We start from the raw sequence: 19,971 nt of genomic DNA, 5'->3' as shown, positions 1-19,971 counted from the left end.
TGCGTTGATGAAGGCGGTCCGCACGGACCGCCTTTTTCTTTGGTGTTCGCGTCAAGGCATCGTCGCACCGGTCCTTCGGTATTTTTCAGCGATGAAGCGCTGTGCTGCGTCGGGCGTCACTCGCTCGAAGGGGGCTGCGTGGTGTGCATACAGCAACGGCGTGCCTTCACGTTCGATCGGCTTGACCGCCAGTCTAAAGAGCGTGCCGACCGGATATTGCTGTCGCATGCTCCGACTGCATTCGACGCGCAACGCGGTGCTGAAGCCTTGTCCCGCCAGCGGGCGCACGCGGATTGCCGCGGCCGAGGCTTCACCGAATGCGCGGAAAGTTTCAACGATGATCTCCATGCCACGGCGTCCAAAGTTTCGGGACCCGTATTTCAGCACAGCCGGATCGATCGGCTTTCACCAGACACGATAGAGCGCCAGCGGCTTCGCAACCGGCCCGGCTACTCGACGTCTGCCGCCCACAACCGCGTATCGACTTGGCAATAAAAAACGGCGACCCGGTTCCCCGGATCGCCTTCCTTAACGCAGTTCGCTAACGCTTACTTCGCGACGCTCGCATTGGCGCTCGCCACCGCCGTCATATTGATGATCCGCCGCACGGTCGCGGCAGGCGTCAGAATATGCACCGGCTTGGCAGCACCCAGCAGGAACGGCCCAACCGTCACGCCTTCCCCGCTCACCATCTTGAGCAGGTTGTACGTGATGTTCGCCGCCTCGACGTTCGGCATGATCAGCAGATTCGCCTCGCCGTGCAGCGTCGTCCCCGGGAACGACGCCTTGCGCACGCTCTCCGACAGCGCCGCATCGCCGTGCATTTCGCCATCGACCTCGAGATCCGGCGCACGCTGCGCCAGCAGCTTGCGCGCTTCCGCCATGCGCTTGCTCGATGCGCTCGGCACGCTGCCGAAGTTCGAGTTCGACACCAGCGCCACCTTCGGCTGAATGCCGAATCGCTCGATCTCGCGCGCCGCGAGAATCGTCATGTCGGCCAGTTGCTCGGGCGTCGGCGTTTCGTTGACGTAGGTATCGCTGATGAAGAGGTTCCGGCCTTGCAGCATCAGCAGGTTCATCGCCGCAAAGTTGTTCGCGCCTTCCGCCTTGCCCAGCACCTGCTCGACGAACTTCAGGTGATCCTGATACGTATCGATGAGCCCGCAGATCATGCCGTCCGCATCGCCGGTATGGATCAGGATCGCGCCGATCAGCGTGTTGAATTTGCGCAGCGCGGCCTTCGCGCTTTCCGGCGTCACGCCCTCGCGCGCAGCGATCTCGTGATACGCCTGCCAGCTCTTCTGATAACGCGGATCGTCTTCCGGATTCACGACCTCGAAATCGACGCCCGGCCTCAGCTTCGAGCCCATCTTCTGCAAACGCATCTCGACCACCGCCGGACGGCCGATGATGATCGGCTTCGCGATCTTCTCCAGCAGCACGAATTGCGCGGCGCGGAGCACGCGCTCGTCCTCGCCTTCCGCAAACGCGATGCGCGCAGGCGCCGCCTTTGCCGCCGCGAACACCGGGCGCATCACCATGCCCGTGCGATACACCGTCGCCCCGAGCGTCTCGCGATACGCGTCCATGTCCTGAATCGGACGCGTCGCGACGCCCGAATCCATCGCTGCCTGTGCGACAGCCGGCGCAATCTTGATGATGAGACGCGGATCGAACGGCTTCGGAATCAGATACTCGGGACCGAATTCGAGTGAATGGCCTTCGTAGGCTTTCGCGACTTCATCGCCCTGATCGGTTTCTTCCGCAAGTTCCGCGATCGCGCGCACGCACGCGAGCTTCATCTCTTCGGTGATCGTCGTCGCGCCGACATCCAGCGCGCCGCGGAAGATGAACGGGAAGCACAGCACGTTGTTGACCTGGTTCGGATAGTCCGAACGGCCCGTCGCGATGATGCAATCCGGCCGCACCTTCTTCGCTTCCTCCGGACGGATTTCCGGCTCCGGATTCGCCAGCGCGAGAATCAGCGGCTTGTCGGCCATCGTCGCGACCATTTCCGGCTTCAGCACGCCGGCGCTCGAACAACCGAGGAACACGTCGCAGCCGTGCATCGCATCGCCGAGCGTGCGCGCGTCGGTGCTCGCCTGATAGCGCTCCTTCGAAGCATCGAGACTGCCGCGGCCTTCGTAGATCACGCCCTTCGAATCGGTGACGAGCGTATTCGACTTCTTCAGGCCCAGATGCACGAGCAGATCCAGACACGCGATCGCCGCCGCACCCGCGCCCGAGCACACGAGCTTCACTTCGTCCAGCTTCTTGCCGACCACTTTCAGGCCGTTGAGAATCGCCGCCGATGCGATGATCGCCGTGCCATGCTGATCGTCATGGAAGACCGGAATCTTCATGCGCTCGCGCAGCTTCTTTTCGATGTAGAAGCATTCCGGCGCCTTGATGTCTTCCAGATTGATACCGCCGAGCGTCGGCTCGAGCATCGCGATCGCGTCGACGAGCTTGTCCGGGTCCGTTTCGTCCAGTTCGATATCGAACACGTCGATGCCCGCGAACTTCTTGAAGAGACACCCCTTGCCTTCCATCACCGGCTTGGCCGCGAGCGGGCCGATGTTGCCGAGACCCAGCACGGCCGTGCCATTCGTCACCACGCCGACGAGGTTGGCACGCGACGTGTACTTTTGCGCGTCGAGCGGCTCATCGAAGATGGCCATGCAAGCGGCCGCGACGCCCGGCGAATACGCGAGCGACAAGTCGAGCTGATTCGACAGCGGTTTGGTCGGCGTGACCGAGATCTTGCCGGGACGGGGATTCTGGTGATACGCGAGAGCGCTTTGCTTCAGTTGTTCGTCCATGATTGACCTGATTATCCTGAGACGTTTGGAAATTTATTCGAACAGGGTTCACAGCCTGCGACCGCTCGAACAATGAGTGGGGGTGTGAATCAATGGACCCTTGTTTTTCAGTCGCCCGGCGCGTCGGATAGACACGGCGTCGCGTCCCGCGGGGGTGAAGCGGGCGGACGAAGGCTCGATTTTTTTGGACGTTCAGTGTACACCGCGCCCTTGCAATGACGCGAAGCAGCATTGCAATGCATGTCGTGGCTGCGTTGAAGCGTCGCGCGAATCGCCGCGTGTGGCGCGCGTGGAGCCGCAGGCGAGTGACGAATGAACGCGGCGTTTGGCGGAGCCGTAAACATCTGTGACAAGAGGCGCGCGGCCTCGGGTAAAATCGCCGGTTAGCCGTGCATGGGACACCGGCGCTCAGGGCGTCGAAAGTCCCGTCGACACGCGCGCAGGGACACGTGGAACAGTCCTTCGAAAGACGGCTCGTTTCGCGTCCCGCCCATACGCCCGGGCCTCGCGCCGCCTTCTCGCTTCTCGAAGCGTCATATCAGTCCAAGGATTCGCCCATGACAGGCTTTGATCGCCAGACGATCTCCGACACCACCGCCAAGATGCTGCTCGAAGTGCAGGCGGTTCATTTCAACGCGGAAAAACCGTTCATCTTCACGTCCGGCTGGGCGAGCCCGGTTTATATCGACTGCCGCAAGCTGATTTCGTATCCGCGCGTGCGCCGCGGCCTGATGGAAATGGCGGAAGCCACGATCCTGCGCGATGTCGGCTACGAACAGATCGATGCCGTCGCGGGTGGCGAGACTGCCGGCATTCCGTTCGCCGCGTGGATCGCCGATCGCCTGATGGTGCCGATGCAATACGTGCGCAAAAAGCCGAAGGGCTTCGGCCGCAACGCGCAGATCGAAGGCCTGCTGACCGAAGGCCAGCGCGTGCTGCTCGTCGAGGACCTGACCACCGACAGCCGCAGCAAGATCAACTTCATCAACGCGCTCCGTACGGCCGGCGCGACGGTGAATGACTGCTTCGTGCTTTTCCACTACAACATCTTCAAGGAAAGCGTGTCCGTGCTGAAAGACATCGATGTCGATCTGCACGCGCTCGCAACCTGGTGGGACGTGCTGCGCGTCGCGAAGGAGCAGGGCTACTTCGAAACCAGGACGCTCGATGAAGTCGAGAAATTCCTGCACGCGCCGGCAGAATGGTCCGCCGCGCACGGCGGCGCCACCGCAGCGCCGCAATAAACCATTCGCTGTTTTTAATGCATAAAAAAGAGAAGCCGCTGATTTCAGTCAGCGGCTTTTCTTATTTTCGCGCCAATTAACTGCTATAGCGGGTTGGGGTTGGGCAACGGTGAATCTTCAAGCGAGCCGTCGCCTGAATACGCGGAGAGATTCATTAACCCGTTACTCTGCGCATACTGAAACAACTCGGAATCCCGCTCGATGCCGAGTTTGCGCATCGCCGTGTTCTTTTGCGTGCTGATGGTCTTGATACTGCGCCGCAACTGGCCCGCAATTTCGGTAATCGTCATGCCGGACACAAAGAGGCGCACCACTTCAAGTTCGCGCTTGGACAGGATGACGCCGCGCTGCTGCCCGCTCGCGCTGCTGCCCGCTCGCGCCGATGCCCATGCTGTCCAGCGCCGCCTTCACCGATGGCCCGAGATACTCCTGCCCGCGCATGACGTGCTGGATGGCCCAGCCGATGTGGTTCATGTCGTCGGCCTTGTTGATGATCGACATGACGCCGACCTCGCGCAAACGTTTGAGCAAGGCCGGATTTTCGAGCATCGTCAGCACGACAAGCCGCACCTTCGGGAACTGGCGGCCGATGTAGCCGAGCAGCGGCATGCCGTCGCCGTAAGACCCGCCGGGCATGGCGAGGTCCGTCACCAGAACGTCGCAATGCGTTTTCTGGAGCAGCTGGACGAGTTCGGTCGACTGGCGCGCCTGTCCGACGACATCCACTTCGGGAAACTTGCTGAGTGCCTGAGTGGCGCCGAACAAAATCACCGGGTGGTCGTCTGCGATGATGACCTGTATTCGCTGGCTCATTTATTCTTCCCCAAGTTCGGTTCATTGACTGCCACGCGAAACAATGTCAAATAGCTCATATTTTGGCCAACAGAGTCTGGTGTGGTGACCGCCTTCAGAAGCGCCATACAGAACGCCACTGAATTTGCGCTATAGGTTGAGTCCCAAGGGATCAACCTTTTAATGCTTTGTTGCAATGTTAAACTGCATCTCCGTATGAAGCGCATCACTGAGACAAAAAACATCGTTGCAGTCGGCGAAACGCTGCTATACGCGCGAAAGCCTCTGCTTGGAGTCAGCCATGCGCGTCGCATGCCGGATCATGCGTTGGAGAAATGCTGCCGTAGTTGCTTCGAGTGCAATCAGTTTGCTGGCGATTCTGTCATTTACACGCGACGTGGCGGCAGAGCCGGCGTTCACCGTTTCGAGCACGGACCTCGTGCCGGGCAAACCCGTCGGCCGGGAATTGCTTTTCAGCGAGTCGGACTGTAAGGGCGGCAATCGCTCTCCGCAGATTGCATGGCGCGGCGCGCCGGCGCAGACCCGGGGTTTTGCGATAACCATCTTCGACCCTGATGCGCCCGGACGCGGCTGGTGGCACTGGGCCGTCGCCGGCATTCCCGCGAACGTCACGCGTTTGCCGGCCAATGCGAGCGCGTCCGGGGCGCTGCGCAAGCTCGGCGCGGTCGAAGCGCGCAACGACTGGGACACCGAAGGTTATGGCGGCCCGTGCCCGCCGCCGGGCAAGGAGCATCGCTATGTCTTGACGGTGTATGCGCTCAATGGCAACGAACTGCGGCTGCGTCAGGGCACGCCCGCGCTCATGTTTGAGCACGAAATCCGCACGATGGCCATCGCCAGCGCGCAAATCACCTTCACCCTCAAGCGATAGGCGCGTCGCGATTATTTCGCTTCCTGCGTGCGTTCGCCCCAGTAGCGGCGAATTTCTTCTTGCTAGACTGGCCGCGGGCATCGGGCCATTCGCGTCCGGCGCGCCGCGCCGTTATCGCGGACCGGCAGGCAAGAGGGAAACATGTCGAACATCATCATCGTTTATCACAGCGGCTACGGTCACACGAAGAAAGTCGCCGAAGCCGTGCTCACGGGTGCAAACGACGCCGGCGCAAACGGGAAACTGCTGCCTGTCGGCGAAATCGACGACGCCGCCTGGGCCGAACTCGACGCCGCCGACGCCATCATCTTCGGCGCGCCGACCTATATGGGCGGGCCGTCCGCCGACTTCAAGAAGTTTGCCGACGCCAGTTCGAAACCCTGGTTCGCGCAAAAGTGGAAGGACAAGATCGGGGCCGGCTTCACCAACTCCGCGACGATGAACGGCGACAAGTTCTCGACGATCTCCTATCTCGTCACGCTCGCGATGCAGCACGGAATGATCTGGGCGGGCACCGGCATGATGCCGTCGAACACCAAGGCCGCGATGCGCAACGACCTGAACTTCGTCGGCGGCTTCACGGGGCTGCTCGCGCAATCGCCCGCCGATGCATCGCCTGAAGAAGCGCCGCCCGTTGGCGATCTGGAAACGGCGAAAGCGTTCGGCGCGCGCATCGCCGCCGTCACGGCGCGCTGGACCGGCCGGTAAGCCGCCCGGCGTTACGCGGGCGCATCGCGTTTGCTGCGCGCCGCGACATCAACCAGTCTCGGAAACGACTTAGAATGGCGCTTTTGCGGCAGGCGCGCGTGCGTCGTCGCCCGAACCAGCGAGATCGAGATGACCACGAAAGTATTTGTCGACGGACAGGAAGGCACCACCGGCCTGAAAATTTTCGAATATCTGTCGCAGCGCCGTGACATCGAAGTGTTGCGCATCGACGAGGCGAAGCGGAAGGACGTCGCCGAGCGGGGCCGGCTCATCAACGCGTCGGACGTGACGTTCCTGTGCCTGCCGGACGTGGCGTCGCGCGAATCGGTTTCGCTCGTCGAGCCGGGCAACGACAAAACCTGCGTGATCGACGCAAGCACCGCCTTCCGAACCGATGACAACTGGGCCTACGGCCTGCCCGAACTGTCGCGCGCGCAGCGCGAGCGCCTGCGCACGGCGAAGCGCATTGCGGTGCCGGGCTGCCACGCGTCGGCGTTCGTGCTCTCGATGCAGCCGCTAGTCGCGGGCGGGCTCGGGCCGGCGAACTTTGCCGCGCACGCGTATTCCATTACCGGTTACAGCGGCGGCGGCAAGAAGATGATCGCCGAGTACGAAGCGGGCGGCGACGCGCGCCTGATGAGCCCGCGCCCGTACGCGCTCGGCCTGACGCACAAGCACTTGCCGGAGATGTCGGTGCGCAGCGGCCTCGCGCGTGCGCCGATTTTCACGCCCATCGTCGGGCCGTTTCTGAAGGGTCTCGCCGTCACGACCTATTTCTCGCCCGACCAGCTCGCGCGCCCGGCCAAGCCGCAAGACGTGCGCGCCATGCTCGCCGAGTACTACGCGAACGAGCCGTTCATCCGGGTGATGCCCTTCGACGCGGAAAGCAATCTGGATAACGGCTTCTTCGATGTTCAGGCCTGCAACGACACGAATCGCGTCGATATTTTCGTGTTCGGTAACGACGAGCGTTTCGTCACCGTCGCGCGGCTGGACAACCTGGGAAAGGGCGCATCGGGCGCGGCCATCCAGTGTATGAACCTGGCCATCGGCGCGGACGAAGGCGCGGGCCTTCAAAGCTGACCGCGCAGCTGTCCCGAGCCAAAAAGCCGACCTCTACGTCGGCTTTTTTCATGCACCGCAGCATGTATGCGACAGGCGAAAAAAAGCCCGCCTAAGTGGGCGGGCTGAATCCATATCAGTGGAGACATGGAGGAGACAGGAACGACTATACCAAAAAATTTGATGCATCGCAACATTTCCGGGTTTCATGGCTGCGTCATCGACAGGATGAACTGCAACTGATCGCCTGAAATCGGCTTGACGAGGTGGATGTCGAAGCCCGCCTCCTGCGTCATTTCGCGATGCTGCGGCTGTCCCCAACCCGTTAGCGCGACCAGCAGCATCGCCGCGCCGTTCGGCGTGTCGCGCAACGCACGCGCAGCCGCGAGGCCATCGACGATCGGCATGCCCAGATCGAGAATCACCACTTCCGGCGCGAACTGAGCCGCCACTTTCACCGCCTGCGCGCCGTTAGCCGCCAGCGCGACTTCGTGTCCCATGCCGTTCAGCAGATGCGCGAGACCGGTCAACGCGTCGTCGTCGTCATCGGCTATCAAGATGCGCTTCGTCATGACCGCCTCACCGGGTTGCGTAGATTTCGAGCTTGAGTAAGTTCGCGCCCGCCTGCGACGCCGCGATTTCGGTGCGCGATCCGCGCGGCCCGATCGTGAAGTGCTGCCGCGCGTGTGAATTCTCGTCGTGGGTGGCGTCGGGCAGGCACGCCGCGATGTCGGCGGCCACGCTTTGCAGCGCGTCGGCACCGGAGCCGCCGTGCGGCGTCCATGTGCATCGGTAATTCGCCGGCGATGCCGCGCACTGCGCGTCGTCGCCGTAGGACAGCGCGACCGGACGGCCGTCGATCGCCGTCAGCGACGAAAATATCGGCGATGCGGCCACGATGCGCTTCAGTGCATCGCACGAGGTCGGGGTATCGTCGGCGCGCGCCGCGATCGCGAATGACAACGTGATCAACACGCCGCAACGAAGCGCGGCAAGCACGACGCTTCGTCTCTCTGGATGCATGGGCGTCTCCTGTCGATTTCAGCCGGCTCGCGTGTCGACTCGCGCGCCGAGCTTCATCCCATGCAACGTGTCGCTGCGTCCTGCCGCGCGACAGTTGCTTTCTCGCTGTGCTCCTCGACCGCTACTATCGCCCGGGCAGCCCAAGCTGTTTGTTCGCAAGCGAATGAAGCGTGGCAATCAAAGCAAACTGTGCTCCCGTTTGTGCAGACGTTAGCGGTCCGGAATATCAGTGCCGCAGCAGCGCCATCATTGCGCCGAAGCCGACGAATACGCTGCCCGTCAACCGGTTGAACGCCCGCGCGACGCCCTCGCTTCTCAGCTTCTCGCCGATGCGCGCGCCGAGGCCCGCATACACCGCGTACCAGCCGACCACGATAACCGCGAACGTCGGCAACATGACGGCGAACTGCGGGAGTATCGGCTGACTGGCATCGATGAATTGCGGCAGTATCGCGGCGGCGAAGACGATCGCTTTCGGATTGCTGCTGGCGACGAGAAAGCCATTGCGAAAGAGCGTCGCGGACTTGACCACGGGCGCCTGGGCAACGCCGCGCTGATCGCGCGCCTCGACGGGGCCTGCCTTCGCGCGCCAGCTTCTGACGCCCAGCCAGATGAGATAGGCGCCGCCGGCGATGCGCAACGCATCGAAGACGCGCGGCCATGCATCGAGCAGCACGTGCAACCCCGCCGCCGATCCGGACACCATGATGACGAGCGCGCAGAGCGATCCGGCCATCGTCGCGACGCAGCGGCGCATGCCGTAGCGCGCGGCGTGCGTCATCATGAGCAGCAGGCTGGGCCCGGGAATGGCGAATATGACGAATGCGGAGGCGACGAACGGCCACCAGAATTGCAACTTCATCGCGGCAGGGAAAGAAAAGAAAGGAAGGGATTATGCCGTGTGCCCCTCCCCGGCCAGCGTGAGTGTTGTTTATCGGCCCGCGCGCCGCGCCGCGACCTGTCCGAGCACCGCGAAGTCCTTCTCGCCGTCGCCGTGCGCGAGGGCATCGACGAGGTTGTCGCGCACTACGCTCGCGACCGGCAGCGGCACGTTGACCGCATCGCCGGCGGCGATCGCGAGGCGCACGTCCTTCAGCCCGAGCCGCGCCTTGAACAACGCGGGCTCGTAGCGGCGCTCCGCGATCATCTTGCCGTAGCCCGCATAGACCGGCCCCGGAAACAGGGAATTGGTGATGACGTCGAGAAACGCCTGCGCCTCGATGCCGTGTCCGGTCACGAGCGCCGCCGCTTCGCCGACCGTCTCGATCGCCGAGGCCAGCATGAAATTCGCCGCGAGCTTGAGCACGTTCGCGTGCTGCGGCTGCTGACCGACGCGCCACGTCTTCTGCCCCAACGCATCCAACACGGGCTGCACGCGGTCGATGTCCGCATCCGCGCCCGCCGCGAGAATGTTGAGCTTGCCCGCCGCGGCGACATCCGGCCGGCCGAGCACCGGCGCGGCGACATACGCGACGCCATGCTGCGCGTGCAGTTCCGCCAGTTCGACTGCAAGCGCCGCCGAGATCGTCGCCATGTTGACGTGCACGAGCCCCTTCGGCGCGTGCTTGAGCAAGCCGCCGTCGATGAGCACCGAGCGCAGCGCGTGGTCGTCGGCGAGCATGGAAAACGCGGCGTCGCCGGCGAAGGCCTGCTCGGGCGTATCGACCACGGACGCGCCCTGATCCGCCAGCGACCGCGTCTTGTCGCGCGAGCGGTTCCACACGCGCACCGAATGTCCCGCTTTCAGCGCGTTGCTCGCCATCGCGCCGCCCATTTCTCCCAATCCGATAAAACCGATATCCATGCCTGTGCTCCGCTGTGAGTTCGATGATCCGTGCAACGTCGCACGCCAGTAGAGCACATCGCCCCGAAGCACGCAGCGGCGGCCAATGCGATACTGCTGCATGGTCACGGCGCGCTTTCATTTCCATCACGAATTGAACGATTTCGTCGCCCGGTCGCAGAGGGGGCGCACGTTCGAATGCGCCTGTCCGCCGACATCGTCGACCAAACACATGATCGAAGCGCTCGGCGTGCCGCACACGGAAGTCGATCTGATTTTGCGCAACGGCCACCCCACCGGCTTCGACGCGCAGATTCAGCCCGGCGATCTCATCGAGGTTTATCCGCCGCATCGCGCGCCGCCCGGCATGGCCGACGGCTCGCTGCTCTTGCGCGCCCCGATGAAGGCAGCGGATCTTCGCTTCATCGCGGATGCCCATCTCGGCGGCCTCGCGCAACTGCTGCGGCTCGGCGGCTTCGATACGCGCTTCGACAACAACTTCGCCGACGACGCAATCGAGCGTCTCGCGCAGGAGGAATCGCGCATCGTGCTGACACGCGATCGCGAGTTGCTGAAGCGTCGCGCCGTGCTGCGCGGCTGCTATGTGCGCGCGCTGCAACCGGACGAGCAATGGCGCGAAGTCGCGGAACGGCTCGACCTGGCGCCGCATCTGCGCGCGTTTCGCTTATGCCTGATGTGCAACGCGCCGCTGCGCCCCGCCGCTGCCGACGAAATCGACCATCGCGTGCCCGACGGCGTGCGCCAGCGCCATACGCGCTTTGTCACGTGCGATGTGTGTCATCGCGTGTTCTGGGAAGGCTCGCACTGGAAGCGAATGCGCGCGCGCATCGACGCGCTGGCCGAAGCCGCTCAGGCGTGAGCGCGCGGCCACGTACAATACGGCACATTCAAAACTGCCGCATCGGAGCATCGCGTGAACAAATTTCAACTGGAACAGACCAAGGCGTTCAAGCTCGCCAACGAACTGAAGCAAGGCGGCCGCGCGGCCATCGGCGACGCGAACGCGCCGAAGATGGATCGGCGCGAGCAGCGCAAGCTCGATCAGGCAAAGGGCCTCGTGCCCTTCGCATGCAAGCTCGACGAAAAGCTCGTCAAGCAACTGAAGGAACGCGCCGAAGCAAACGAAGGCGGCATGACCGAAGCGCTGGCCGAACTGCTCGTGGCAGCCGGCCTGCAACGCTGAGCCCTAAACGCTTCCTTCTTTCTCGATCACCAGAATGCGCGCCGCGCCGACGGGCTCGGCGTAGTGCTCGTCACCGGCCTGGGCGTGCAAGATATCGCCGGCATGGAGCGTGACGGTGCGCTCGCCGTCCGCATCGCGTACGTGCATCCGCACCACGCCGTCCATCACGGCAAAGACTTCCTCGCCGTCGTTGACGTGCCATTTGTATGGCGCATCGGTCCAGTGCAGACGGCACGAGGTGCCGTTCATCACGCAGATATCGAGCGCGCCCCACGCGCGCTCGGCAGTGAACTTGCTGCTTTCAATCACCTTCATTTCGATGCTGCCTGGCGAGTAACGCTGCGCGATTCGTCGACGTCGGCGTGACGCGCGGCGGGAATGCATGCGACGGAGACCAGCGAAATCACGAGTCCGCCCATCACATAGAAGGTCGGCGCGAGCTGCGATTCGGTGACGCGGATCAGCCACGTCACGATAAACTGCCCGAAGCCGCCAAAGATCATCACCGCGATGTTATACGCGAGCGACAAGCCGGTCGATCGCACGTGCGCCGGGAACAGCTCCGCGAGCAGCGCGCCGAACGGGCCGTAGTAGCCGGAGAGCGTGATCGACAACACGCTCTGCACGATGACGAGCCGCATCACGCTCGGCTCCGCCGCGAGCCACGCAAAGAGCGGATAGATCAGAACAAGCGTAATCAGCAGCGACCACAGCGTCAGCCCCTTGCGGCCGATGCGATCGGACCACGCGCCCGCCACCGGGCATAGCACGGTCAGCAGCAGATTCCCGACGATCAACGCCGTGAACGACTGCCCGAACGGCAGCTTCAGTTGCTTCACGGCGAACGTCGGCAAATAGGCGATCAGCACGTAGACCGTGACCGTCAGCGCGACGACCGAGCCGAGCCCGCACAGAATCTCGCGGCTATGCCCGCGGAACACTTCGCCGAGCGTCGCGCGTTGCGCCGTCTTTCGCGCGTGCAGGAAGGCTTCCGTGTCCGACATGTTGCGCCGGATGTAGAGGCCGACCGGCCCGATCACGAGCCCGAGAATGAACGGCACGCGCCAGCCCCACGACTCGAGCGCCTGCGGCGACATTCCGCGCGAAATCGCCGCGCCGACGACGGCGCCGAGCAGCAGCGCCGCCGCCTGGCTCGCCATCTGGAAGCTGCCGTAGAACCCGCGCTTGGAGAACGGCGCGGCTTCGATCAGAAGCGCCGTCGAACTGCCGAACTCGCCGCCCGCCGAGAACCCTTGAATCAGCCGCGCGGCCACGATGATGAGCGGCGCGCCGATGCCGATTGCGGAGTACGGCGGCGCAATCGCGAGCAGCAGGATGCCGAGCGTCATCATCGCGATGACGAGCATCAGCGCGGCCTTGCGCCCGGCGCGGTCGGCATACAGCCCGAGCACGATGCCGCCGACAGGCCGCATCACGAACGCGACGCCGAAGGTCGCGGTGGTCAGGAGAATCGACGAGTAATCGCTTTCGCTGGGGAAAAACAGCCGCGCGATCACGACGGTCATGAAGCCGAAAACGGTGAAGTCGTACCACTCCAGCGCGTTGCCGATCACGGCGGCCACTACAGCGCGCGCGTTCAATGGTCTGCCTGCCATGCGTACCCCTTTGTCGTTGGATGTGCCGCCGGACTCGCGCGTCCGATGATCCGGTGTGCCGCGCCGCCGCCCTCGAAGCGAGAGAAACGAAGCGGGAGGCTTTTTTAGCCTAGGCGAGTGTAAAGACCGCGCGTTGGGTTATCAAGCAATGAACAAAAGCGAAAGAAGCCGCACAAGAAAAAGCGCGCCGGGCTTTGCAGCCGGGCGCGCCTCGATGAACACGGTTTTTACCGCGTTACGCCTTCTTCGCGTATGCGCTGCACCATCCCTTCGATGCGACGAGCTTGTTCGCGAACATCGGGCACGGCGCGAATGGATCTTCGGCCTTGCCCTGATAGAACTGGCAGTTGCCGCAGTCCTGTCCAGCCGCGTATTTCGGGAATTTGGCCTTGTCGACCTTGCTTGCGTCGAGCTTGTAGCCGAGCGCCTGAGCGGTGGGATCGCTTTCTTCGACCTTCGGCGCTTCGGCGAAAGCGGCGCGTGAGCCGAGCGCGAACGTCGATGCAACGCCCACGCTGGTGATCAGAAACGTGCGACGGGATGTCTTCATGGTGACTCGCTCCATGTTGTATTGGGGGAAAGCGCCGTTCTGACGACGGCGACTTCCCGAGCATATCAACACGCGAGCGATTGGTTGACCACGAATGCCAGGAATAAGCGCGCACGGTCCCTTGGCGGCCCGCTAGCGATCCTTAGCGCGCCATGTCGGCGACGCGTTCGCCAATTGCAAGCGATGCCGTCAGCCCCGGCGACTCGATGCCGAAGAGATTCACGAGTCCCGGCACGCCATGCGCCGATTTGCCCTGGATCATGAAATCGGCGGCGGCCTGGCCGGGACCGGAAAGCTTCGGCCGGATGCCCGCGTAAGCCGGTTGCAGCGCGTCGTCGGGCAGGCCGGGCCAGTAGGCACGGATCGCCGCGTAGAAGGAATCGGCGCGGCGCGGATCGACGTCGTAGTTCAGCGACGTCACCCATTCCACGTCCGGGCCGAACTTCGCCTGACCGCCCATATCGATCGTCAGGTGGACGCCGAGACCCGCTTCGTTCGGCATCGGATAGATGAGACGGTCGAACGGCGTGCGCCCGCTCACGCTGAAGTAATTGCCCTTCGCAAAGTAGAGCGGCGGCACGTGACGGTCGTCGAGGCCGCGAATGCGGCGCGCGATGTCGTTGGCGTGCAGCCCGGCGCTGTTGATCAGATACGACGCCCTGAAGCGCGCGGGCGCATCGCCGCCCGTCTCGACGATAAAGCACCCTTCGCGCGCATCGATGCCGACGACCGGCGTATGGAACACGACGCCCGCGCCGTGGTTCTCGGCGTCGCCCTGCAGCGCGAGCATGAACTGATGGCTATCGACGATGCCCGTGCGCGGCGAATACACCGCTTCGACGCATCGCAACTGCGGCTCCATTTCCATCGCCTGCGCGCCGCTGATGCGTGCCAGCCCTTCAACGCGATTCTCGATGCCCTTCTGTTCGATGGCCGCCAGTTGCGGAATCTGGTTGCGCGCCGTCGCGACGAGCAGCTTTCCGCATTGCCGATGCGGCACGCCATGCGCAGCGCAGAATTCGTAGAGCATCTCGCGTCCGCGCACGCACAGTTCGGCTTTCAGCGAGCCGCGCGGATAGTAGATGCCCGCGTGAATCACTTCGCTGTTGCGCGAGCTCGTGCCGACGCCGATGGCTTCACCCGCCTCCAGCACCATGACTTCGCGCCCGCGCAGCGCCAGCGCACGCGCAATGGCGAGCCCGACGACGCCCGCCCCGATGACCACGCATTCGATCCGATCCATGTCCCTTTCCGCGCAACCCAATCTAACTATTCTACGTGCGCGACTATTGCGCGTCGCACAACAAAGCCACGCAGTTAGCGTTGTTTTCCGGTGCAATTCGGAAAAAGGCAAGGATCTGGCCGCCAGATGACCAAAAAGACAGGTTATCGGGCAGTTTTAGTCAATTTCGGCAGTTTCGCCTCGTCAAAAACCGATCGATTTTCGGCGCGACTGCCGGTCGAGCTGGATATCGCGCGCCTCGACGTGATGCCTTCCGTCGATGCGCGCGTTGCCGAACGCGTTGAGCATCGCGCGACGCATGCCGCGCGGCGACGCTTGCGTGAGCACATCGAGCGGGGCGTCGCCGAGCGTTTCGGGGAAACGCGCGCCCCACGCGTGCGCTTCGCGAATCTCCGCGTAGATCGCCTGCCCGATACGCCGCGCGCCGTCGCGGTCCGGCGCGGGAATCTCGTAGACGTTCATGCGGTTCAAAAGCGGCTCGGGGATCGCGCGGGCGTCGTTGGCCGTCGCGATCCACACGACGTTGCCCGCGTTGATCGGCACTTCCGCGAATTCGTCGATGAACGCCTGCGCCGTGTCGTGTTCGAGCAGCGCGTAGAGCGCGCCGAGCGGATCGTACTGCGCGTCGCCGGTGGCCTTGTCGATTTCATCGACGGTGATGACGGGGTTCGCGTAACTGCCGTTCACGAGCGCATCGAATACCTTGCCCGGCTTCGCATTGCGCCATTGCGACGACGCGCCCGACAGAATCCATCCGGCCGTGAGCGAACTCATCGCAACATAATGACTCGACGTGCCGAGCAGCCGCGCAAGCTGTTTCGCGAAATGCGTCTTGCCGATGCCCGGCTCGCCGAGCAGCAGCATCGGCATGAGTTCGAGGCGATCGTCGGTTTCGAGGCATAGCGCAATCTGCTTGCGGATGTCGTCGAGCGGTTCGTCGAAATTTGGCAGCGAAGCCGCGAGATCGTCGATGGATGGCATACGGTTCGGCTTCACGCAAAAGCGCAGATTGCCGACCTTGAGCATCTTTTCGTAGGTGGCGCGCAGCGCGTCGCTTGCGCCGTCGGGCAGTTCGTTGAGCGCGGTCTCCACCTCGTCGAGACTGTAGACCTTGCTGAAAGATGCCACCGCCAGTTCCTGTTTGACCACGGCCGTCGTCATGTCACACCCCGTCGTTTTGATTGATCGACGGTTTCAGTGTATCGATGACAAAACGACGCGCAAGCGAGCAGTCCGCCGCGTCTGCTGCCAATCGCGGCCGCTTCTGCCGATGACGCCGCGCGCTAGTATCATCGTCGGGATCGATGCGGCGGGCGGGTTCGGAATGTGCTCCCCAACTGGCCGAGCAACGCCGATTCGGCGGCCGCCGCACGCCATCGCAGGCGCGGCCGGGCCGCCATCCGATCATGCCCGCGCGCCGGAGAAGCTTTCAATGACGAAAAGAAACCGCACCGCACTTTTGCATCGGGTCCAATCCGCTCTCATCCTGAGCGCCTGCCTCGCCGCGACTCACGGCTTCGCGCAGACCACGCCGCAGCCGGTCAACTGGGAACTGCAAGTCGTGCGCGACGGTCAGCAGATCGACTCGTTCACCGAGACGACGAATGTCGGTCAGGCCCGCACCGACACGCATCACAATGTCGTGCAGAATCGTGTCGGTTGCGCCGACAAGCCGGCGGGCGATATCGATTTGCAACGCACCGTCACCGTGTCCCCGACGCACGCGAGCGCCGACGACATCACGCTCGCCATCGATGCGCAGGAGATGATCGAAGACGATGCATCGCGCACGTCGGCTTCCGGCTGCAAGGTGCCGCCGACGCCGCGTCAGGTGAGCGGCTCGCATCCCGGCCTCGTGGTGAAGCCGGGAGAATGGGCGCAATGGCAGATCATCGACAGCAATCCTTCGCTGGCGTACCGGGTGCGCGCCAGCCTCGCTCCATCCGCGCCGGCCGAGTGACCGGCTGCCGGCGCGTACAAAGACAACGAAAGTATGCGAAACCCAGAACATCTTCCGCCAGCACCGTCCGCGAATGCGGTCACGCCGGATTTCACGGCGGTGAGCTGGAATCTGCACAAGGGCCGCTCGCCGCTCGGCCTGCGCGCGTGGAGCGCGATGCAGCGGTGGGTTCAGACCACCAACGCGGACGTCTATTTCCTTCAGGAAGCCATGGCGCGGCGCATGCCGCAGCCGATGCTCGCAAGCGGCTTCGGCAAGCCGCTCTCCGCTCCGCTCGACGATGTCTGGCATTGCCAGGCCACCGAAATCGCCACCGCGCTCGAATTGCAGATCGCGCTCGGCCCGAACGTCTTCAAGCCGTCATGGCGGCACGGCAACGCGATCCTCTCGCCGCATCCGCTCGATCTTTCCGGTCGATGGGACATCTCCGCGCATCGCTTCGAAAAGCGCGGGCTGCTCGTCGCGCGGGCGACTTTTGCAGGTCACGCGATTACGCTGCTTTGCGCGCATCTCGCGCTGACGCGTGCGGCGCGGCTGCGTCAGATGAACTGGATCGCGCACTGGATCGCGAAGGAAGCGCCGGACGGCCCGCTCGTGCTGGCGGGCGATTTCAACGACTGGCGCAACGACTCCGTGGCGCTCTTCGGCGAGCTCGGCATGAACGAAGTGGCGACGATGCTCGGCGAATCCGGCCGCACGTTTCCGGCGTTCTCCCCGGCGCTCGCGCTCGACAAGATGTTCGTGCGAGGACTGAAGCCGCTCGAGTGGATCGTGCCGACGCAGGATACCGCGTGGCTTTCCGATCACCTGCCCTATATGGCGAGACTGCGGATCGAATGAGACGTGCTCGTGCTCAGGCGCGCGAGAGCAACGCCTGAAGATCGCCGATGGAGACCGGCTTCGTGAGGTGATGATCGAAGCCGGCGTCGAGCGCGGTCTGACGGTCGGCGGCGCTGCCGTAGCCGGTGAGCGCGAGCAGCAGCGCGCCGCGTGTCGCATCGCGTTTGCGCATCTCGCGGGCCACCTCGAAACCGCTCATTCCCGGCAGGCCGATATCGAGCAGCACCACATCGGGCCGGAAATCGTCGACGGAGTTAAGCGCGCACGCGCCGTCGTGCGCCGTCCGCACTTCGTGACCCATGGCTTCGAGCAGCATCGACATCGCGAACGCGGCGTCGGCGCTATCGTCGACAAGCAGAATGCGGCGGCTCTCCGCGCCGCCGTGTGCTTCGGCGGTGGTCGTCATGCGATTTCCATTATTTTCGAGATGATCGCGCCGACTGTAGCACACGCTCCGCTCGCGCCCAAACGCGCGGCCAAGCGATAAAAGCGCAACGCCGGCGCGCGATGGCTCTGCTATCGTGAAATCTTTTGGCCGGATCGGCGCGCATCGCCATGTTCGATCTCTTCGACGACATTCCCAAGCCCGATATCGCGTGGCATCCCGACTGGATCGGCGCGGACGCCGGCTGCGACCTGATGGGCGCGCTGATCGATGAAGTGCGCTGGCAACAGGACCACATGAACACGCCGGGCGGGCGCGTGCCGCTGCCTCGTCTGACTGCGTGGCAGGGCGAGCCGGATGCGGTCTATGTCTATTCGGGCATCCGCAACGTGCCGCAGCCGTGGACGCCCGCCGTCGCGCAACTTCGCGATGCCGCGCAAAAGACGGCCGGCGCGCGCTTCAACAGCGTGCTGATCAATCGCTATCGCGGCGGGCAGGACAGCATGGGCTGGCACGCCGACAAGGAGCGCGAGCTTGGACCGGAGCCGGTGATCGCATCGGTGAGCCTCGGCACGGCGCGCACCTTCGAGTTCCGCCATGTCCGCACGCACACGACGCACACGCTCTCGCTCACGCACGGCAGCCTGCTGGTGATGCGCGGACGCACGCAGCTCGAATGGGTGCATCGCGTGCCGAAGGAGCCGGGCGCGCGTGGCGAGCGCATCAACCTGACGTTCCGGTGGGTGGATGCGTCGAAGGCGCGCCGGTGATCTACGGCCGCCTTGCGACGAAGTCGATTTCCACGAGCGCATCGCGGGCGAGCGCCGTCACGCCGATACACGTGCGCGCCGGCAGCGGCTTCGGCGCGAAGTACGAGCGATAGACGGCGTTCATCGCGTCGTAATCGCGCTTGAACTCGGTCAGGAAGATGCGCACGCTCACGACGTGGTCGAGCGTGAGGCCGAGCCCCGTCAGCACGATGATGAGGTTGTCCATCACGCGCCGCGTCTGCGCTGCGATGCCGTCGGGCAGCGGCGCGGTGTCGTCGTCGGGATGCGTGGGCATCTGGCCGGTCAGGAAGACCCAGCCATCGGCTTCCGCCGCGTGCGAGAACGGGCCGACCGGCGTCGGGGCCGCGTCGATCATCGAGAATCGGGTCTGGTGGGTCATGTCGTTTCAGTCGCCTCTAGGCTGATGCAGAGCACAGCACGTTATCGCGACAAAAAATCGCGCGGTGCGCGCCACTGTCGTTTGCACCGCTTCAATGCGAAGATCGACGGACTTAAAGTTGCACTACGCCGATCCGCGCCTTCTCCGCGCGACAAGAAAACCGACAACGGAGCCCGCGATGCTGCCCTACCCCATTCTCGCCGATGCCGTCCTGCGCATGCTGTGCGCGGTGCTCGTGGGCTGCATCATCGGCATCGATCGTGATTTGCACGGCAAGCCGACAGGCATGAAAACGCTCGGGCTGGTATCGCTCGGGGCGTGCATCGCGACGATGTGCGCAATGGGCTTCTCCACGCGCACGCTTTATGACGACGCCGATGTGTCGCGCGTCGTGCAGGGCATCGTGACGGGAATCGGATTTCTGGGCGCGGGCGTCATCATCCAGAACCAGGCGGAGAACCGCATTCGCGGGCTGACGACGGCCGCTTCGATCTGGGTCACGGCGGCTGTCGGCATCCTGTGCGGGCTCGGCATCTGGAGCCTGGCGATCATCGCGACGGTCATGCTGATCGTGCTGCTGATCGTGGGGCGCGTCGTCGAGAAAAGCCTGCTTCGGCGATGGATGCGCAAGCCGCCCGGCGAGCGCGCAGCGCGCGGCGGCGTCGACGATGACTGAA

23 protein-coding genes and 1 pseudogene are annotated in these 19,971 nt (G+C 63.8%); 10 read left to right on the top strand and 14 right to left on the bottom strand.

The window, feature by feature from the left end; translation table 11 throughout:
- Positions 1-51: 51 nt before the first annotated feature.
- Both BG57_RS08955 and BG57_RS08950 read right to left on the bottom strand, forming a co-directional pair.
- Positions 52-348, bottom strand: a complete 297-nt coding sequence (locus tag BG57_RS08955; protein ID WP_052005675.1) for a hypothetical protein — start codon at positions 346-348, stop codon at positions 52-54.
- Between the two features lie 200 nt (positions 349-548).
- Positions 549-2,822: an NADP-dependent malic enzyme gene (locus BG57_RS08950; protein WP_035962367.1), complete on the bottom strand. Its 2,274-nt coding sequence runs from the start codon at positions 2,820-2,822 to the stop codon at positions 549-551.
- Between the two features lie 557 nt (positions 2,823-3,379).
- Between BG57_RS08950 and BG57_RS08945 the strand changes: the two genes are divergently transcribed.
- A complete protein-coding gene (locus BG57_RS08945) occupies positions 3,380-4,066 on the top strand; it encodes an orotate phosphoribosyltransferase (protein WP_035962448.1) in 687 nt (228 codons plus the stop codon).
- Positions 4,067-4,149: 83 nt separating this feature from the next.
- Here the strand turns inward: BG57_RS08945 and BG57_RS08940 are convergent.
- Positions 4,150-4,879 (bottom strand): annotated as a pseudogene (locus tag BG57_RS08940) (response regulator).
- Positions 4,880-5,159: 280 nt separating this feature from the next.
- On the opposite strand from BG57_RS08940, the gene BG57_RS08935 reads away from it, so the two are divergent.
- The 3 genes from BG57_RS08935 to argC all read left to right on the top strand — a co-directional run bounded on the left by BG57_RS08935 (position 5,160) and on the right by argC (position 7,541).
- Positions 5,160-5,750 carry a YbhB/YbcL family Raf kinase inhibitor-like protein gene (locus BG57_RS08935; RefSeq protein ID WP_035962447.1) on the top strand — a complete coding sequence of 197 codons (591 nt, stop codon included), beginning with the start codon at positions 5,160-5,162 and terminating at the stop codon, positions 5,748-5,750.
- A gap of 141 nt (positions 5,751-5,891) precedes the next feature.
- Positions 5,892-6,458: a flavodoxin family protein gene (locus BG57_RS08930; protein WP_035962365.1), complete on the top strand. Its 567-nt coding sequence runs from the start codon at positions 5,892-5,894 to the stop codon at positions 6,456-6,458.
- Positions 6,459-6,587: 129 nt separating this feature from the next.
- Positions 6,588-7,541 carry an N-acetyl-gamma-glutamyl-phosphate reductase gene (gene argC, locus BG57_RS08925; RefSeq protein WP_035962363.1) on the top strand — a complete coding sequence of 318 codons (954 nt, stop codon included), beginning with the start codon at positions 6,588-6,590 and terminating at the stop codon, positions 7,539-7,541.
- Between the two features lie 185 nt (positions 7,542-7,726).
- Here the strand turns inward: argC and BG57_RS08920 are convergent, their stop codons facing one another.
- The 4 genes from BG57_RS08920 to BG57_RS08905 form a co-directional block, all read right to left on the bottom strand.
- Complete coding sequence (locus BG57_RS08920) at positions 7,727-8,092, bottom strand: response regulator (protein ID WP_035962361.1); 366 nt, start codon at positions 8,090-8,092, stop codon at positions 7,727-7,729.
- Between the two features lie 7 nt (positions 8,093-8,099).
- Positions 8,100-8,543, bottom strand: a complete 444-nt coding sequence (locus tag BG57_RS08915) for a hypothetical protein (RefSeq protein ID WP_035962359.1) — start codon at positions 8,541-8,543, stop codon at positions 8,100-8,102.
- Positions 8,544-8,769: 226 nt separating this feature from the next.
- Positions 8,770-9,405: a LysE family translocator gene (locus BG57_RS08910; protein WP_035962358.1), complete on the bottom strand. Its 636-nt coding sequence runs from the start codon at positions 9,403-9,405 to the stop codon at positions 8,770-8,772.
- Positions 9,406-9,474: 69 nt separating this feature from the next.
- Positions 9,475-10,449, bottom strand: a complete 975-nt coding sequence (locus BG57_RS08905; RefSeq protein ID WP_268238056.1) for an NAD(P)-dependent oxidoreductase — start codon at positions 10,447-10,449, stop codon at positions 9,475-9,477.
- On the opposite strand from BG57_RS08905, the gene BG57_RS08900 reads away from it, so the two are divergent.
- Together BG57_RS08900 and BG57_RS08895 are read left to right on the top strand one after the other, a co-directional pair.
- On the top strand, positions 10,448-11,206 hold the full coding sequence (locus BG57_RS08900) for a Mut7-C RNAse domain-containing protein (RefSeq protein WP_035962357.1): 759 nt from the start codon (positions 10,448-10,450) through the stop codon (positions 11,204-11,206). The two genes, BG57_RS08905 and BG57_RS08900, sit on opposite strands and share 2 nt — an antisense overlap.
- A gap of 54 nt (positions 11,207-11,260) precedes the next feature.
- Positions 11,261-11,530 (top strand): hypothetical protein, encoded by a 270-nt coding sequence (locus tag BG57_RS08895; protein ID WP_035962355.1) that lies wholly within the window; start codon positions 11,261-11,263, stop codon positions 11,528-11,530.
- Positions 11,531-11,533: 3 nt separating this feature from the next.
- On the opposite strand, the gene BG57_RS08890 is transcribed toward BG57_RS08895, so the two are convergent.
- From BG57_RS08890 to BG57_RS08870, 5 genes are all read right to left on the bottom strand, one after another.
- On the bottom strand, positions 11,534-11,845 hold the full coding sequence (locus tag BG57_RS08890) for a cupin domain-containing protein (RefSeq protein WP_035962354.1): 312 nt from the start codon (positions 11,843-11,845) through the stop codon (positions 11,534-11,536).
- Positions 11,842-13,146 carry an MFS transporter gene (locus BG57_RS08885; protein WP_035962352.1) on the bottom strand — a complete coding sequence of 435 codons (1,305 nt, stop codon included), beginning with the start codon at positions 13,144-13,146 and terminating at the stop codon, positions 11,842-11,844. The genes BG57_RS08890 and BG57_RS08885 overlap by 4 nt, the downstream gene beginning before the upstream one ends.
- A 235-nt stretch (positions 13,147-13,381) precedes the next feature.
- A complete protein-coding gene (locus BG57_RS08880) occupies positions 13,382-13,696 on the bottom strand; it encodes a high-potential iron-sulfur protein (protein ID WP_035962344.1) in 315 nt (104 codons plus the stop codon).
- Between the two features lie 142 nt (positions 13,697-13,838).
- Positions 13,839-14,939 (bottom strand): NAD(P)/FAD-dependent oxidoreductase, encoded by a 1,101-nt coding sequence (locus BG57_RS08875; protein WP_035962343.1) that lies wholly within the window; start codon positions 14,937-14,939, stop codon positions 13,839-13,841.
- A gap of 183 nt (positions 14,940-15,122) precedes the next feature.
- A complete protein-coding gene (locus BG57_RS08870; protein ID WP_035962342.1) occupies positions 15,123-16,100 on the bottom strand; it encodes an AAA family ATPase in 978 nt (325 codons plus the stop codon).
- Between the two features lie 271 nt (positions 16,101-16,371).
- Here BG57_RS08870 and BG57_RS08865 point away from each other — a divergent pair, with 271 nt between their 5' ends.
- Together BG57_RS08865 and BG57_RS08860 are read left to right on the top strand one after the other, a co-directional pair.
- Positions 16,372-16,899 (top strand): hypothetical protein, encoded by a 528-nt coding sequence (locus tag BG57_RS08865; RefSeq protein WP_035962443.1) that lies wholly within the window; start codon positions 16,372-16,374, stop codon positions 16,897-16,899.
- Between the two features lie 33 nt (positions 16,900-16,932).
- Complete coding sequence (locus tag BG57_RS08860) at positions 16,933-17,739, top strand: endonuclease/exonuclease/phosphatase family protein (protein ID WP_035962341.1); 807 nt, start codon at positions 16,933-16,935, stop codon at positions 17,737-17,739.
- Between the two features lie 13 nt (positions 17,740-17,752).
- Here the strand turns inward: BG57_RS08860 and BG57_RS08855 are convergent, their stop codons facing one another.
- The gene (locus BG57_RS08855) at positions 17,753-18,145 is read right to left on the bottom strand and encodes a response regulator (protein ID WP_035962340.1); all 393 of its coding nucleotides are present in this window, start codon (positions 18,143-18,145) and stop codon (positions 17,753-17,755) included.
- Between the two features lie 149 nt (positions 18,146-18,294).
- On the opposite strand from BG57_RS08855, the gene BG57_RS08850 reads away from it, so the two are divergent.
- Positions 18,295-18,894 carry an alpha-ketoglutarate-dependent dioxygenase AlkB family protein gene (locus BG57_RS08850; protein WP_035962442.1) on the top strand — a complete coding sequence of 200 codons (600 nt, stop codon included), beginning with the start codon at positions 18,295-18,297 and terminating at the stop codon, positions 18,892-18,894.
- A gap of 1 nt (position 18,895) precedes the next feature.
- Here BG57_RS08850 and BG57_RS08845 read toward each other — a convergent pair whose 3' ends face one another.
- Positions 18,896-19,294, bottom strand: a complete 399-nt coding sequence (locus tag BG57_RS08845; RefSeq protein ID WP_035962337.1) for a RidA family protein — start codon at positions 19,292-19,294, stop codon at positions 18,896-18,898.
- 178 nt (positions 19,295-19,472) lie between these two features.
- Here BG57_RS08845 and BG57_RS08840 point away from each other — a divergent pair, with 178 nt between their 5' ends.
- Positions 19,473-19,970: an MgtC/SapB family protein gene (locus tag BG57_RS08840; protein WP_035962441.1), complete on the top strand. Its 498-nt coding sequence runs from the start codon at positions 19,473-19,475 to the stop codon at positions 19,968-19,970.
- Position 19,971 lies beyond the last annotated feature (1 nt).

This window comes from Caballeronia grimmiae (assembly GCF_000698555.1).
GTDB classification, from domain to species: Bacteria; Pseudomonadota; Gammaproteobacteria; order Burkholderiales; family Burkholderiaceae; genus Caballeronia; species Caballeronia grimmiae.
The sequence above is the reverse complement of the archived record's forward strand: the minus strand, read 5'-3'. Positions and strand labels throughout refer to the sequence as shown.

What these genes read in the sequence shown, in the direction of transcription:
- BG57_RS08915 (WP_035962359.1), bottom strand. Translation starts at nt 8,543, where the DNA reads ATGCATCCAGAGAGACGAAGCGTCGTGCTTGCCGCGCTTCGTTGCGGC.
- BG57_RS08860 (WP_035962341.1), top strand. Translation starts at nt 16,933, where the DNA reads ATGCGAAACCCAGAACATCTTCCGCCAGCACCGTCCGCGAATGCGGTC.
- BG57_RS08855 (WP_035962340.1), bottom strand. Translation starts at nt 18,145, where the DNA reads ATGACGACCACCGCCGAAGCACACGGCGGCGCGGAGAGCCGCCGCATT.
- BG57_RS08875 (WP_035962343.1), bottom strand. Translation starts at nt 14,939, where the DNA reads ATGGATCGGATCGAATGCGTGGTCATCGGGGCGGGCGTCGTCGGGCTC.
- BG57_RS08890 (WP_035962354.1), bottom strand. Translation starts at nt 11,845, where the DNA reads ATGAAGGTGATTGAAAGCAGCAAGTTCACTGCCGAGCGCGCGTGGGGC.
- BG57_RS08955 (WP_052005675.1), bottom strand. Translation starts at nt 348, where the DNA reads ATGGAGATCATCGTTGAAACTTTCCGCGCATTCGGTGAAGCCTCGGCC.
- BG57_RS08920 (WP_035962361.1), bottom strand. Translation starts at nt 8,092, where the DNA reads ATGACGAAGCGCATCTTGATAGCCGATGACGACGACGACGCGTTGACC.
- BG57_RS08870 (WP_035962342.1), bottom strand. Translation starts at nt 16,100, where the DNA reads ATGACGACGGCCGTGGTCAAACAGGAACTGGCGGTGGCATCTTTCAGC.
- BG57_RS08905 (WP_268238056.1), bottom strand. Translation starts at nt 10,449, where the DNA reads ATGCAGCAGTATCGCATTGGCCGCCGCTGCGTGCTTCGGGGCGATGTG.
- BG57_RS08880 (WP_035962344.1), bottom strand. Translation starts at nt 13,696, where the DNA reads ATGAAGACATCCCGTCGCACGTTTCTGATCACCAGCGTGGGCGTTGCA.
- BG57_RS08930 (WP_035962365.1), top strand. Translation starts at nt 5,892, where the DNA reads ATGTCGAACATCATCATCGTTTATCACAGCGGCTACGGTCACACGAAG.
- BG57_RS08865 (WP_035962443.1), top strand. Translation starts at nt 16,372, where the DNA reads ATGACGAAAAGAAACCGCACCGCACTTTTGCATCGGGTCCAATCCGCT.
- BG57_RS08945 (WP_035962448.1), top strand. Translation starts at nt 3,380, where the DNA reads ATGACAGGCTTTGATCGCCAGACGATCTCCGACACCACCGCCAAGATG.
- BG57_RS08950 (WP_035962367.1), bottom strand. Translation starts at nt 2,822, where the DNA reads ATGGACGAACAACTGAAGCAAAGCGCTCTCGCGTATCACCAGAATCCC.
- BG57_RS08845 (WP_035962337.1), bottom strand. Translation starts at nt 19,294, where the DNA reads ATGACCCACCAGACCCGATTCTCGATGATCGACGCGGCCCCGACGCCG.
- BG57_RS08935 (WP_035962447.1), top strand. Translation starts at nt 5,160, where the DNA reads ATGCGCGTCGCATGCCGGATCATGCGTTGGAGAAATGCTGCCGTAGTT.
- BG57_RS08850 (WP_035962442.1), top strand. Translation starts at nt 18,295, where the DNA reads ATGTTCGATCTCTTCGACGACATTCCCAAGCCCGATATCGCGTGGCAT.
- argC (WP_035962363.1), top strand. Translation starts at nt 6,588, where the DNA reads ATGACCACGAAAGTATTTGTCGACGGACAGGAAGGCACCACCGGCCTG.
- BG57_RS08840 (WP_035962441.1), top strand. Translation starts at nt 19,473, where the DNA reads ATGCTGCCCTACCCCATTCTCGCCGATGCCGTCCTGCGCATGCTGTGC.
- BG57_RS08900 (WP_035962357.1), top strand. Translation starts at nt 10,448, where the DNA reads ATGGTCACGGCGCGCTTTCATTTCCATCACGAATTGAACGATTTCGTC.
- BG57_RS08885 (WP_035962352.1), bottom strand. Translation starts at nt 13,146, where the DNA reads ATGGCAGGCAGACCATTGAACGCGCGCGCTGTAGTGGCCGCCGTGATC.
- BG57_RS08910 (WP_035962358.1), bottom strand. Translation starts at nt 9,405, where the DNA reads ATGAAGTTGCAATTCTGGTGGCCGTTCGTCGCCTCCGCATTCGTCATA.